12 protein-coding genes are annotated in these 13,224 nt (G+C 52.4%); 11 read left to right on the top strand and 1 reads right to left on the bottom strand.

Annotation, left to right across the window (positions count from 1 at the left end):
* Positions 1-142 precede the first annotated feature (142 nt).
* From PRIO_RS06500 to PRIO_RS06455, 10 genes are all read left to right on the top strand, one after another.
* Entirely contained in the window at positions 143-841 is a 699-nt protein-coding gene (locus PRIO_RS06500) for a response regulator transcription factor (protein WP_020425917.1), read from the top strand.
* Positions 838-1,830 carry a sensor histidine kinase gene (locus PRIO_RS06495; protein ID WP_020425916.1) on the top strand — a complete coding sequence of 331 codons (993 nt, stop codon included), beginning with the start codon at positions 838-840 and terminating at the stop codon, positions 1,828-1,830. Before PRIO_RS06500 ends, PRIO_RS06495 begins: the two co-directional genes overlap by 4 nt.
* A gap of 218 nt (positions 1,831-2,048) precedes the next feature.
* Positions 2,049-3,629: a spore germination protein gene (locus PRIO_RS06490; RefSeq protein WP_046501537.1), complete on the top strand. Its 1,581-nt coding sequence runs from the start codon at positions 2,049-2,051 to the stop codon at positions 3,627-3,629.
* Entirely contained in the window at positions 3,626-4,729 is a 1,104-nt protein-coding gene (locus PRIO_RS06485; protein WP_020425913.1) for a GerAB/ArcD/ProY family transporter, read from the top strand. Before PRIO_RS06490 ends, PRIO_RS06485 begins: the two co-directional genes overlap by 4 nt.
* On the top strand, positions 4,726-5,958 hold the full coding sequence (locus tag PRIO_RS06480) for a Ger(x)C family spore germination protein (protein WP_020425912.1): 1,233 nt from the start codon (positions 4,726-4,728) through the stop codon (positions 5,956-5,958). The genes PRIO_RS06485 and PRIO_RS06480 overlap by 4 nt, the downstream gene beginning before the upstream one ends.
* Before the next feature lie 12 nt (positions 5,959-5,970).
* Positions 5,971-6,204, top strand: coding sequence for a hypothetical protein (locus PRIO_RS06475; protein WP_020425911.1), 234 nt, complete (start codon positions 5,971-5,973; stop codon positions 6,202-6,204).
* A gap of 9 nt (positions 6,205-6,213) precedes the next feature.
* Entirely contained in the window at positions 6,214-7,311 is a 1,098-nt protein-coding gene (locus tag PRIO_RS06470; RefSeq protein ID WP_020425910.1) for a GerAB/ArcD/ProY family transporter, read from the top strand.
* Positions 7,312-7,470: 159 nt separating this feature from the next.
* Entirely contained in the window at positions 7,471-8,241 is a 771-nt protein-coding gene (locus tag PRIO_RS06465; protein ID WP_020425909.1) for an ABC transporter ATP-binding protein, read from the top strand.
* Positions 8,216-10,162, top strand: coding sequence for an FtsX-like permease family protein (locus PRIO_RS06460; protein ID WP_046501527.1), 1,947 nt, complete (start codon positions 8,216-8,218; stop codon positions 10,160-10,162). Before PRIO_RS06465 ends, PRIO_RS06460 begins: the two co-directional genes overlap by 26 nt.
* Positions 10,163-10,261: 99 nt before the next feature.
* Positions 10,262-11,221 (top strand): helix-turn-helix transcriptional regulator, encoded by a 960-nt coding sequence (locus PRIO_RS06455; RefSeq protein ID WP_020425907.1) that lies wholly within the window; start codon positions 10,262-10,264, stop codon positions 11,219-11,221.
* 101 nt (positions 11,222-11,322) lie between these two features.
* On the opposite strand, the gene tnpB is transcribed toward PRIO_RS06455, so the two are convergent.
* Positions 11,323-12,402, bottom strand: a complete 1,080-nt coding sequence (gene tnpB, locus PRIO_RS06450) for an IS200/IS605 family element RNA-guided endonuclease TnpB (protein WP_046501522.1) — start codon at positions 12,400-12,402, stop codon at positions 11,323-11,325.
* A gap of 250 nt (positions 12,403-12,652) precedes the next feature.
* On the opposite strand from tnpB, the gene PRIO_RS06445 reads away from it, so the two are divergent.
* On the top strand, positions 12,653-13,111 hold the full coding sequence (locus PRIO_RS06445; RefSeq protein ID WP_046501518.1) for an SRPBCC domain-containing protein: 459 nt from the start codon (positions 12,653-12,655) through the stop codon (positions 13,109-13,111).
* The last annotated feature ends 113 nt before the right edge of the window (positions 13,112-13,224 follow it).

Below are 13,224 nucleotides of genomic sequence, written 5' to 3'. Positions count from 1 at the left end.
ACCAGTCCTTAGGACCGGAAGCTATGGGGGTTTTGCTGCGGAAAATGCTCCTTCAAGCTCCCGGCCCGCAGCGGGGCCTGTCTAGACTTTGCAGGACTTTCCCTGGACATGTTACTGTATAACTGGATAAAGGAGTGATCTCATGGATACGATTCTGATTGTTGAGGATGACGCCAAGCTGGCGGACCTGCTGGATGCCTATCTCTCCAAATATGATTTCCGTACGGTAGTTGTGGAGGATTTCAACCGGGTGCTGGAGACTTTTGAGCAAGCGGCTCCCAGCCTGGTGCTCCTGGATGTCAATCTCCCCAGGTATGACGGGTTCTATTGGTGCCGCCAGCTGCGCAAGTCTTCGCTGTGCCCGATTCTGTTCATCTCTGCCCGTGACAGCGGGATGGATCAGGTAATGGCGCTGGAGAACGGCGGCGACGATTACATTACCAAACCCTTTCAATACGAGGTGGTGCTGGCCAAAATCCGCAGCCATCTGCGCAGAGCCTACGGCTCGTATGCCCAGAGCCAGGAGGAACGCAGGCTGGAGACGGGGGGCCTTACCCTTTTGCCGGAAAGGTACATCATTCAGTATGCCGGTCAATCCGCAGAGCTTACCCAGAAGGAAGCCGTGCTGCTGGAAGCGCTAATGCTCAAGGAAGGGCGGGTTGTCACCCGTGAACGGCTGCTTGATCTGATGTGGGAGGACCAGCATTTTATTGATGACAATACCTTGAATGTATATATTACGCGGGTGCGGAAGAAGCTCAAGGATCTGGGGCTTGAGGAAATCGTGGAAACGGTCAGAGGCGCAGGCTACAGGCTAAGCGCTTCCGGAGACAGCCTGTGAGGCTGTTCCTCAAGGACCAGCGGCCGCTGCTGCTCTTTTATCTGCTGCAGATGATCCTCGTTCCGGTTCTGTATTATTTGTCCGGCGAATCCAGGCCGCTGTCGATCATCCTGTATGGAATGGCCCTTAGCGCTGCGGTTCTCCTCGTCTATCTGGTGTACAGATATATCCAGCACCATAAGCTGTACAGCCGCCTGGCCCAGCCGGCCGCCGCACCCGGCGAGCTGTCTGTTCCGCTGGATGATGCACCGCTGTCCGAAGCCGTAAGCGAGCTGCTCCAGGCGACCCACCGCCACTATCAGGAGCAGCTCCAGAGCCATATCAGCCGGATGGATCAGCATATCATTTTTATCAACCGCTGGGTACACCAGATGAAGACTCCGCTGTCCGTTATCCAGCTTACGCTGCAGGAGCTGGACGATGAGGCGGCAGGCAGCATTCAGGAAGAGCTTGAACGGCTGCGCAAGGGGCTGGAGATGGTCATTTACACTTCCCGCCTGGAGCGGTTTGAGGATGACTTTCAGGTGCAGTCTCTGCCGCTGCGCCGGATCATCAGCGAAGCGGTAGCCGAGAACCGCAGGCTGTTCATCCGCAGAGGCATCAAGGTTGATATCCGGGTGGATGAGAGTTTGACCGTCTACAGCGATGCCAAATGGCTGATGTTCATGCTGACCCAGATCCTGGTCAATGCCGTGAATTATACTTCCGGGTCAGGCAAAACCGTTGCCGTCACGGCACAGGCCATGGGCAAAGACATCCAACTTGACATTGCGGATCAGGGCATCGGCATTTCCTCTGAAGATCTGAAAAGGGTATTTAATCCCTACTTCACGGGTGAGCGCGGACGGCAGTATCATGAATCGACCGGGATGGGCCTGTACCTGGTCCGCGAGATTTGCAGCCGTCTCGGCCATAAGGTCGGCCTGGAGTCCAAGCCCGGAGAGGGAACCACGGTGCGAATTATTTTTAACGGAACTGGCCTCCAATAAAATCATAAGGTCCGAGACCCAGCCTTCACAGCTGAGGCCGGGCCTTTTTTTGGCATGTACGGTTTGGCATACACGGTTTGCGTGCTCCGTTTGGCGTTCCCGATTCGGCGGTTCCGGCCTCTTAGTGACCACACTCTCATCCAGGCAGAATAAGGAATTGAAGGCCCGGGGATAATAACGCCAAAGAATCCAGATTCCAGCAGAACGGAGGCGTTACGATGCCAGGCAACCCGCCGCGGGCCAACCGCAGCAAGAGCGACAACCCAGAACAATCCGCACCCGCCCCGTTTCCTCTTGATCCTTCACTGGAGGTGAATTTGCAGGAGCTTGGCCAGCGGATTGGCCATAGTTCGGATATTGTGGTCCGCAGATTTACCAATGAGTCATTGGGCCCGCTAGAGCTGGCTTTAATCTATATTGACGGGCTGGTCAACGCCGACGTGGTCAATCAGGCTGTACTTCAACCCTTGCTGGAAACAGTTAAACTGAACAGCGAATTGATCAGTGCCGCTGATGCCTTTCATGTCATCAAAAATCAAATGCTGCCCATTGGAGGGGTTAAAGAAGGCAATACCCTGGAAGCGCTCCTGCCCATGCTGTTCGACGGCTATACCTTAATCCTGCTGGGAGGGCTTCAAGCGGGAATGGCTGCGGATACCTCCGGCTGGGAGAAACGCGGCATCAATGAGCCAACCTCCCAAGGCGTCATCCGGGGACCCAAAGAGGGGTTCACCGAAAGCCTGCGGACCGGCACCTCCATGCTGCGGCGCAGACTGAAAACCCCTGATCTGCGCATTGAGGAATATAAAATCGGCCAGCGCACCCAGACCGGAGTGGCCTTGGTCTATTTGGAGGGCATCGCAAGTGAGCAGGTGCTGGAGGAAATCCGCCGCCGCCTGAAAGCGATCAATACCGACAGCATTCTGGAGAGCAACTATATTGAGGAATTCATTCAGGACGGCGGTCTGACTCCGTTTCCGACGATCCAGAATACGGAGCGCCCGGATGCGATGGCCGGAGGCATTCTGGAAGGGCAAGTCGGCATCATTATTGACGGTACGCCCTTTGCGCTGCTTGCACCGTCCACATTCTTCAACTTCTTTCAGTCCAGCGAGGACTACTATCAGCGTTATGATATCACTTCGTTCCTGCGGCTGATCCGGTATTCAGCATTTTTTGTATCTATGCTGTTGCCTGCTCTATATATTGCTGTCACTACTTTTCATCAGGAAATGCTGCCGACCACCCTCCTGATCAGTCTTGCCGCACAGCGGGAGGGGGTTCCGCTCCCGGCGCTGGCGGAAGCGCTGCTGATGGAGCTGACCTTCGATGTGCTGCGCGAAGCGGGGGTGCGCATGCCGCGCACCATCGGCCCGGCGATTTCCATCGTGGGCGCCCTGGTGCTGGGGCAGGCTGCGGTTCAGGCCGGACTGGTTTCGGCCGCAATGGTAATTGTTGTATCTTTTACTGCGATCTCCAACTTTGTGATTCCATCGCTGGCAATTGCCAACTCGATCCGGCTCATCCGCTTTGTCATGATGTTTATCGCCGCGACGCTGGGGCTCTTTGGCATAATGTCCTTTCTGATCGTGCTGCTGATTCACATGGCCGGACTGCGTTCGTTTGGGGTGCCGTACCTGTCCCCGGTGGCTCCAATGGTTCCGCGATATCTTAAGGATATCTTTATCCGTGTGCCGCTCTGGGATATGACGATGCGTCCCAAGACCATTCTGGGCCGGGAAACACGCAGGCAAGGTGACAAACAAAAACCCAAGCCGCAAGGGGAGGATCACGCATGAATAGAAAAATCGGCACTACCCAGGCAGCTATGCTGATTGTCAACACAATACTGCCCACTGCCACTGTCGTGCTTCCCGCAATTATCAGCAGCTATGCGGAACAGGATGCGCCGCTCGCTATTCTGCTCTCCACTTTCTTCGGGCTGCTCATCGCATATATTGTCGGCAGCGCGGTCCGCTGTACCAACGGCGCTCCGTTTCTGACATGGGTCGGCGAAAAAAGCTCGCCCGTAATTGCTGCAATCCTGGGCCTCTTCATGCTGCAGTTCTACCTGGACACTTCTGCGACGATTCTGCGGGAATTCGTCAATTTCCTGAAGGACAATGTACTCATCAATACACCGATTTCGATACTATCCGTATTGATTCTGCTCATTACCATTTATATGGTAAGGCAAGGCCTGGAAGCCATCGCCCGGGTAAACAGCCTGGTGATTCTCTTGTATCTGTTATTTGTGCCGCTGTATATATTCGGTTTGGCTAACGAGATGAATGTGCACCAGCTGCTGCCGATGTTCGATCATTCTCTCGCTGATCTGACCCTTGCCAGCATTACTCCAACCACATGGATGTCCGAAGTGGCCGTGCTGCTGTTCATGGCGCCGTATCTGCAAGCTCCGCGGCAGGCCCGGATCATTGGCTGGACCGGCCTGATTTTTGTTGCCCTGCTGATGATGTTTTCCCTCGTTATTGCGCTGATGGTATTTGGCCCCGACCTTGTCAGGCTCAGTGCGTATCCCGGATTCTCAGCCGCCGGCATTGTACATCTCGGAAGATTTATCGAGAAGCTGGATATTCTCTTCATTTCTTACTGGGTGTTGTCCATCTATGTGAAATTTTCGATTTTTTTGTTTGCTACTGTAGAGTGCTTCAAGCAAACCTTCAAGGTGGGCAGCAGCCGGCCTTTTATCGGCACCTTAGGCCTGCTTATCGTTCTGGAGTGCCTGTATACCTGGGAGAGTACAGAGAAACTGAACCTTTATAACAAGGAAGGGCGTTTTCTGGTTTTCTTTATCTTTAACGTACTCGTTCCTTTGGGGGCGGTTGGACTGGACCGGTTCACGAAGGCTAAAGCCAAGCGGAAAGGATGGGGAGCATGAATCTTTCAAAAAAAACCCTCTTCTGCCTGCTGTGCCTTCCCCTCTTATCCACACTGCTGTCCGGATGCTGGGACGACCGCGAGCTGAGCGAGCTTGGCATCACTTCCGGTTCAGCCTATGACTGGGAGGATAACCAGTGGAAGGCCACTTACCAGGTAATCAACCCTTCTTCCGGCGCCAGCAATACGGGGGGAACCGGGGGTGGAAGCACCAGTTCGCCTCCATTCGTCACCTTTACGGTCAAGGGAAGGACCATTATGGAGGCGGTTGAAAAAACCAACCTGACCAGCACACGTGAAATGTTCTTTTCCCATTCACGGATTACCGTTATGGGCGAAAGTGTGGCCAGACACGGTGTCAATCAATTAATTGATTTGTTCCTGCGCAAGCAGGACGCCAGGGAAACCGTCTTTGTATTTATTGCCAAAGGCGAAGCCGGCGATATTCTGGATCAGCTCATGCAGCTGACCAAAAACCAGGGAGCCGGAATCCAGTTGATGATAGAGCAGGAATCCCGGCTGCTCTCCTATTACCCCGGCACGCGGATGTTCGAGCTCGCAATGGCCCTTTCCTCCGAATCGGGCAGTGCGGTCCTGCCAGAAATCCTCCTTACCGGGCCGGAGATTATGGATGAAACGCAAGAAACCGGACGAACAGACCTACAGACCCGGCTGGCCCTGGGAAGACTGGGCGTGCTGAAGGGCGAGAAGCTGGTCGGATGGCTCAGCCAGAAGCAGGCCTTCGGCTTGTCCTTTATGACGGACAAAATAAAGACAGCCACAATCGCCTTCCCGTCCAAGCCCGAATCCGGCGGCAAGCCGGATGCTTCTTTTGTCCTCCAGAAATCCAGGACCACGGTTCAGCCGAAATGGGAAAAAGACCATTATGTTATCGATATGAATATTAAAGGCAGCGGGGTATTAACCGAACTCGGCAGCGTCATGGATTTGAACGAGCGGGCTTCGATTACAGAGATGGAGCAGTCTCTCGAACAGCAGGTGCTGGAGCTGGTGGACAATTCCTGGAAGGAAGTCAGGAAGCTCGGTGCCGATGTCACCGGCTTCGCAATCAAAATCCACCGCAGCGACCGCAAACGCTTCAAGCAGATCCGGAAGGACAAGAGCTGGGACCGCGTATTCCAGGAGATCGAAATCCGGCCTCATGTTTCGATTGAAATTGAGCGGACAGGACTCAGCAATAAATCCTTCCAATCTGTTCACGAGAAATAAAGGAGCTTGTCTATGAAAATAGCTGTAATTCTGGGGCTCTATATCCTCGCTTTCTGGCGGGGCTGCGTCCTGCTGCAGGGTCATAAGCGCAAACTGCACAGGCTATGGTTCGGCTGTATCCTGGTCTATTGTGCCTATGTTCATATTTGCGGCATTACGGAAACTCCGCATTTCGGCGTGTCTGCGCTATATATCGCATACTTCCAGCCTGCGGGACGGGCAATCATCAAGTGGTTAGGAGGCTGACCTTATCCCATGCACAACAAGGAGCAGGTGTCTGCCCTGCAGCTCTCGTTCATGATCATGCTGTTTGAAATCGGCAGCACACCGCTGTTTCTGCTTGGCGCCAAGGCCAAACAAGACTCCTGGCTGGCGATGTGCACCGGCTCGGCAGCAGGTCTGGTTCTGCTGATGCTTCTGATGTGGATTCAATACCGTTCCCGGCACAACGACCTTATCGGCATGCTCGCCCTTCACTTTGGAAAGATTGCCGGTTCAGCACTCGGCGGAATGTACAGCCTGTATTTCGCCTACCAGTCGATGCGCAATGTCCGGGATCTGGGTGAACTGACCGCGCTGACCATGCTGCCGAACTCACCGATGTCTGTTACGATGCTGATTTTTGTCGGAACTGCCCTTTACGCCATCTGGAAAGGGACCGAGGTGGTCTTCCGCCTGCCGGAGGTCCTGCTGCCGGTGGTGCTGTCTTTTTATGCTGTGCTTGTTCTTCTGCTCGGCATCATGGGCTCCCTGGACTTCAACCATTTGGCGCCTGTTTTTGAGAACGGATTTAAGCCGATTGCGGACGCCGCGCTGCCCGATATTGTCTCCTTCCCCTTCGGACAGATGATTGTATTTCTGATGCTGTGGTCCTTATGGGATAAACCGGGGGTTCCGGTAAAAAGCACGGTGACAGCTTATCTCCTCATTAGTATATTTCTGATCTTCATGAACGCACTCAATATAGCCGTTCTCGGGCCGTCCATTGCAGGGACCAGTCAACTGCCTTTTTTAAAAACTGTACGCACCCTGTCGAGTCTAAAGTTTATCGAACGCCTGGATATTCTGGTTACCATTCAGCTTTTTATCGGTTTGCTGATCAAGATGATGCTGTTCTACTTCTGTTCTGTGAAAGCCTTAACCGGGCTGACCGGAAAATCCGCCAAATGGTGGGTATTCCCCGTAGGTGCAGTCATTTATGGAGCTTCTTTTCTGGAAAGAGACTATACGCAGCATATTGCTATCGGCCTTGGGCCCAGTCTGAAAATCGATCCTGTGTTCCAGGTGGCGATCCCTCTGCTGCTGGCTGTTTCCATCCTGCTGCGCAGCTGGTTTGCACGATCCTCCTCTTAATCTACGAACATAATCTTAAACGGGCCGTAAGAATTCATTAAGATAAATCCATAGCTTACCGGATGGCCATCCTGTACACTCGGAAACAGAGGCGAAACCTTAAGCATATCCGCACCAGATTAGGGTGACTTAAGTTTCCAACAGGAAGGAATGAAAGAAATGAATGTACTGGAAGTAACCGCACTGAACAAAGTGTATCCGGGCAAAGTCAATACCCAGGCCCTCACAGATATTCACCTCAGTATTGAGCAAGGCGAATTCGTTGGCATTATGGGACCCTCGGGCAGCGGCAAAACCACCCTGCTGAACATGGTTTCCACGATTGACCAGCCCTCTTCGGGCGTCGTGAACATCGGGGGCAGCGATCCCTACCTCATGAACAAAAAGGAGCTGGCCCTGTTCCGCCGCAGGCAGCTTGGCTTTGTCTTTCAGGATTTCAATCTTTTGGAGACGTTGACCGTAGCTGAGAACATCGTTCTCCCCTTAACCCTGGACAACCGCAAGCTGGCCGAAATGGACGCTCTGCTGCACAAGGTTGCGGACCGGCTGAATATCAAGGATATCCTGAATAAGCGGACCTATGAAATCTCCGGCGGACAGCGCCAGCGCACGGCGATTGCCCGGGCAATGATCACTTCCCCTGCAATTATACTGGCCGATGAACCTACTGGTGCGCTGGATTCCAATTCCTCACGGATCGTAATGGAGTCGCTGGAGGACATCAACCGCAAGGAAGGCACCACACTGATGCTGGTCACGCATGACCCGCTGGCGGCAAGCTATTGCAACCGCATCGTCTTCATTAAGGACGGCAGGCTGGCGGCGGAAATCCACCGCGGAGACAACCGCCAGGCCTTCTTCCAGAAAATTATCGACACACTTTCATTCTGGGGAGGGAATTCTCATGAGCTTTCCTCAATTCGCGTTTAACAATGTGCGGCGGGGTGCGCGTACGTATATGGCTTTTTTTCTCAGCAGCGCCTTCATGGTCATGATCTTCTTCTCCTATTCGGTATTTATGTATCACCCTGGAGTTACGTCTATCGAAATGGGTGAAAATTCGGCTGCAGGGATGATGATTGCTTCATATATTGTGTTCATTTTTGCTTTTTTCTTCGTGATGTATTCCATCAGCGCCTTTCTGAAGCTGCGCAATCAGGAATTCGGCATTCTGATGATTCTTGGTGCACGTCCGGGGCAGATCAACCGGCTGATTATGCTGGAAAACATGCTGATCGGCCTGCTGTCGATCGTAACCGGGATGGCCGCCGGAATGCTGCTGTCGAAGCTGTTTCTGCTCCTGAGCACGAAGGCTATAGGCATTGACAATCTGCCGTTCTACTGGCCGGTCAAGGCGCTGGTTACGACCTCCGTTGCTTTTATTGCCCTTTTTCTGGCCAATTCCGTATTCACACTGTTGTTCATCCGCAAAAATCAGGTGCTGGAGCTGCTAAAGGGCAGCGTGAAGCCAAAAAAGGAGCCCAAAGTCTCCTGGCTGCTGTCGATCCTTGGGCTGGCCCTGCTGACGGCTGGTGCCTGCTTCATCTGGACTCCGTTATCGCCGCTCTCCCTGCTGTCCGCTGCTGTTACAGGGATTCCCGGCACCTATTTCTTCTATTCGCAGCTGTCCGTGCTGGGGATGCGCCTGCTGAAGATCAGCCGCAAACGGGTGTGGCGGGGAACCAATCTGCTATGGATTTCAGAGATGAGCTACAAAATTAAGGACAACGCCCGGATGCTGTTTCTGGTTACAGTCGTTACCTCTCTGGCCTGTATGGCTGCGGGGTTCCTGCTGTCCGTCAGCCAGTCGAACCGGACGGGTTATATGAACAGCCCGTTTGGAATTATCTACACGATCTATGATCGTGGTGCTGCTGCGGCTGATACCGGGAGACAGAAAATCTTAAGCACACTGGAGCAAAACGGAATCAAATATACAGAGAACAAAGTTAATTTCATCCGCAGCTCTATTAAAGACCAAAGGGACAAGTTCAAGAGTGTTATGCTGCTCCCCCTTTCCCGCTTCAATCAGCTCGCCGGACAAATAGAGTCTAACGCCCTGCCTGCTCTTACGGACGGAGAAGCCGTGCTGGTGCTTAATCCCCGGTATAGGGATGTCAAGTTCGATTCCGGCCAGACGGTATCCTTACCGGCTCCAAATGAGCAGAAGCTGGCCTTGAAGCAGGTTCAAACACCAAAGGCGATGCCTTTCGGCCAATATACCGCACCTGTATTAATTGTGAGCGATGGTTATTATGAACAAGCCGCTGCTGCGGCTGACCGTTCCAACCTAATGGAGTATTACTTATATAACATCCCGGATTGGGGCGATGCGCCGCCCAAAGCAGGTGAACCGAAGACCCTCATTTCAAGCGAACTGGAGACATGGAGCCGGAACTGGAACTCCGCCAATGACAACTGGGATACCCTAATCAGTACTTCGGCGGGCGACTATATGGCCTCGAAGCAGGGAACGTCCATGCTCAGCTTCATCGGCATTTTTATCGCCCTGATCTTCTCACTGTCGTCTGCAAGCTTCCTCTATTTCAAGCTGCATACGGAGCTGAACGCTGATATGAAAATGTACCATTCTTTGTCCAAAATAGGCCTGAGCGTCAGAGAAATGTCGGCAGCCGCAACCCGCCAGATTGCTTTGCTGTTCTATATCCCTATTCTTGTCGCTGCGGTGCAGACGCTGGTGGTCATCCGTCCGGTGCTGTATCAGATCAGCATCCGCAATGTCACGATGCCGGTTCTGGTAACGGCAGCAGCCTTTTTGGCGGTGCAAACGGTATATTTCATCATTGTCCGATCCCGCTATATTCATAGTCTGAAGAAAATGATGGTGTAGACTCCCTGCATTGGCTGGGATCCCGGGTTGGACGGCAAGCCGTGATACAGGTACACTGGCTATATTGAAACAGCCAATGAATAAGGGGGTTACGGACGTATGTCCAAGGCCGATTACATGTTGTCCATTCTGTGGATACTGCAGCAGCACAAAAGAACCGCTGCGGAGCTGGCCGGGGAGCTGGAGCTGAGTGTACGCTCAGTCTACCGCTATATTGACGCCCTCTGCGCGAGCGGTGTTCCCGTCATCGCGGATGCCGGCCCGGGCGGCGGCTATAGCCTGCCGGAGCATTTCAGCGCGGCTCCGCTGTTCTTCGACGCCGGGGAACGGCGGGCGCTTGTGCAGGCCTCGGCCTTTGCAAGGGGAAGCGGCTATCCCTATGAGCAGGCGTTAGACGGGGCGATTGCCAAGCTTAAGCGTTACAGCAATGCTGAACAGCTCTCGCAAATGGAGCGCCACGAGAGCGGTCTGGAGACGCTCCATTCGCCGGCTGCCCCGCTTGCGCAGCTGCTGGAAGAGCTTGAGGCCTGTACGGCAGACAGCCTGACGCTGGAGATGGAATACCGCAAGGGCAACGGCGGATTTCCATCCTCCCGCTGTATTGATCCTTACGGACTTGTGTTATGGAAAGGCCAGTGGTACCTAACCGGGTTCTGCCATCAGCGCCAGGAGGTCCGCAGCTTCCGGGTGGACCGGATCGCCGGCCTGCGCAGGACGGGGGCAGGCTTTATACGCCCCGCCAGCTTCTCGGCACGCGAGTTCCTGCTGCAGAGCCTTCTCCCCGGCCAGAACAACCCGGCAAAGCTGACTGCCGTTGTCATTTCAGCCGCAGAAGACGTATTAAATGACCTGTGCAGCCATTGGCTGTTCGGGCATACACTGGAGCAGCGGAGTGAGAACACAGCAAGGTTCCTGCTGGATGAGGCCACTCTATACAGCTACACTCCGTACTTTCTGCTGCCCTACGGCAAAGCGCTGACCATCCGGGAGCCCGCTGCCTTGAAGAAGAAGCTCGCTGAAGTGACCGCAGAGCTTACAGCCTATTACAATGAATCGTGAACTACACACCACCTAAGAGGTGGGTGCTTCTTGGTCAATAGAGCTACTGCTCCAAGTTTACCCAAGCTTAGAGGCTAGTTCCTAGCCCAATCGTTGCCATTTTATATGGCTAATTGTAGTAAGTTTTTAGCTGCGTTTACATCTCTGTCGTGTTGTACACTACATTCAGGACAAGTCCATTCACGTACCGCAAGGTTCTTCACTTCTGCGTTTTTATAGCCGCAGCAGGAACATAGTTGGCTGCTCGCAAAGTGTTTTGGGGCAATCATCAATGTTCTCCCGTACCACTTCGCCTTGTATTCGAGCATCGCTCGAAACATGCTCCAAGATACTTCGGATATGGCTTTCGCTAATTTGTGATTCTGCATCATGTTCTTTACACGCAGGTCTTCCATCACGATCACTTGGTTTTCGCGTATCATTTGGGTTGACGTTTGGTGCAAGAAGTCTTTACGCTGATTCGCTATTTTTTCATGAAGCTTGGCGACCTTCAAACGTGCTTTATTTCGGTTATGGCTTCCTTTCTTCTTTCTCGACAAGTCCTTTTGCAGTTTGGCTAATCGTTGTTCCGATTGACGAAGATGTTTCGGATTTGCGATCACTTCGCCACACGAAGTAATCGCAAAGTTTCTTAGTCCCAGATCTACGCCAATCTTCTTTTCTGTTTTTGGCAAAGGAGCGATATCTGTTTCTACCCGTACGGAGGCAAAATATTTTCCTGATGGTGTTTTGGATAGGGTGCAGGATTTGATTCGCCCCCAGAATGGACGATGTACCTTGATTCGGATTTTTGTCTTTAGTTTCGGAATTTTAATCGTTCCAGCTTCAATGGCTATCGTTCCGTTTTGATTGTTCGTTGTGAAGCTATTGTTGTTCGTTTTCTTGCTTTTGAATGTAGGGAAACCCACGTTCTTATCCCGAAAAAAATGCCTATAGGCTTTCTCCAGGTTGAGCTGAACGTTTGCTAAGGCCAGGCTGTCCACTTCTTTCAGCCACGGGAATGCTTTCTTGTACCTGGCAGGTGTATTATGGAGCATTTTCTCCGTTTGTTTATAGTGTTCGATCTTATCCGCAAGCATTTTGTTGTAGATAAAACGGACACATCCGAACACCTTTGCCAGATATTGTTGTTGCTCATGGGTGGGGTAGATCCGATACTTATACGCTTTAAGTACGAACATGCCTCGCAACTCCTTTCCAGGAATTTACGAATCCATCATAGCACAAATGTTCGTATTTATGGAAGATAATTTCCTTTAGATAAGAAAGACCGTTGCCATTCATCCCACCATTTTAGAAATGGGGGAATTCTGACAACTGATAGTTAAATTTCCTCCTGGATCACTGACCATAACTGTCAGTGGTCTTTTGTTATAGTGAAGACAGGCTTAAGGCCGTATGAAAATACACTTCCAGGGAGGAACAAATGAAATGAACGAATTAAAATATGAATTTTATATTGCCGGTACCCCGGCGCACGTATGGGACACGCTGTTTTCACCCGGGCAAGTCAAGCAAATCTATTACGGCTGCGTGATCCGCTCCAGCTTCAAGCCGGGAGAACTGATAGAATATGTCGGCCCCGGTGCCGAAGGCGACGAGACAGTACATGTGTACGGAACGCTGCTGGAGTATACCCCGGAGAAGGTGCTGAGCTTCACGCACAAGGTAGGCCCATCCTATCTCAAAGACAGAGAAAACTACGAATCCCGCATCTCCTGGATGCTGGAGCCGGCCGGCAGTTGCACCAGATTAACATTGATTCACGATAACTGGCATCCGGACGACCCTGCCTATGCAGCCAGCGACAGCGCCTGGTGGCATATCTTAAGCAACACCAAAACCCTGGCCGAGACCGGCCGCACCTTGGATTTCGGCAGCGGGGAATAGCAGGCCGATACTAATTTAACTTTTTATCCAAATATTTTAAATTTCATTTTTAATTTTAACAAAGGTCGATATTTGTCGATAATCAGGCTTGCAAATGATAAAACAGTATATTA

The sequence above is a fragment of the Paenibacillus riograndensis SBR5 genome (genome assembly GCF_000981585.1).
GTDB classification, from domain to species: Bacteria; Bacillota; Bacilli; order Paenibacillales; family Paenibacillaceae; genus Paenibacillus_AQ; species Paenibacillus_AQ riograndensis.
This window is presented reverse-complemented; position numbering and strand designations above follow the sequence as displayed.

Coding starts and splice junctions, on each gene's coding strand:
- PRIO_RS06500 (WP_020425917.1), top strand. CDS start 143: ATGGATACGATTCTGATTGTTGAGGATGACGCCAAGCTGGCGGACCTG.
- PRIO_RS06490 (WP_046501537.1), top strand. CDS start 2,049: ATGCCAGGCAACCCGCCGCGGGCCAACCGCAGCAAGAGCGACAACCCA.
- PRIO_RS06485 (WP_020425913.1), top strand. CDS start 3,626: ATGAATAGAAAAATCGGCACTACCCAGGCAGCTATGCTGATTGTCAAC.
- PRIO_RS06480 (WP_020425912.1), top strand. CDS start 4,726: ATGAATCTTTCAAAAAAAACCCTCTTCTGCCTGCTGTGCCTTCCCCTC.
- PRIO_RS06475 (WP_020425911.1), top strand. CDS start 5,971: ATGAAAATAGCTGTAATTCTGGGGCTCTATATCCTCGCTTTCTGGCGG.
- PRIO_RS06470 (WP_020425910.1), top strand. CDS start 6,214: ATGCACAACAAGGAGCAGGTGTCTGCCCTGCAGCTCTCGTTCATGATC.
- PRIO_RS06465 (WP_020425909.1), top strand. CDS start 7,471: ATGAATGTACTGGAAGTAACCGCACTGAACAAAGTGTATCCGGGCAAA.
- PRIO_RS06460 (WP_046501527.1), top strand. CDS start 8,216: ATGAGCTTTCCTCAATTCGCGTTTAACAATGTGCGGCGGGGTGCGCGT.
- PRIO_RS06455 (WP_020425907.1), top strand. CDS start 10,262: ATGTCCAAGGCCGATTACATGTTGTCCATTCTGTGGATACTGCAGCAG.
- tnpB (WP_046501522.1), bottom strand. CDS start 12,402: ATGTTCGTACTTAAAGCGTATAAGTATCGGATCTACCCCACCCATGAG.
- PRIO_RS06445 (WP_046501518.1), top strand. CDS start 12,653: ATGAACGAATTAAAATATGAATTTTATATTGCCGGTACCCCGGCGCAC.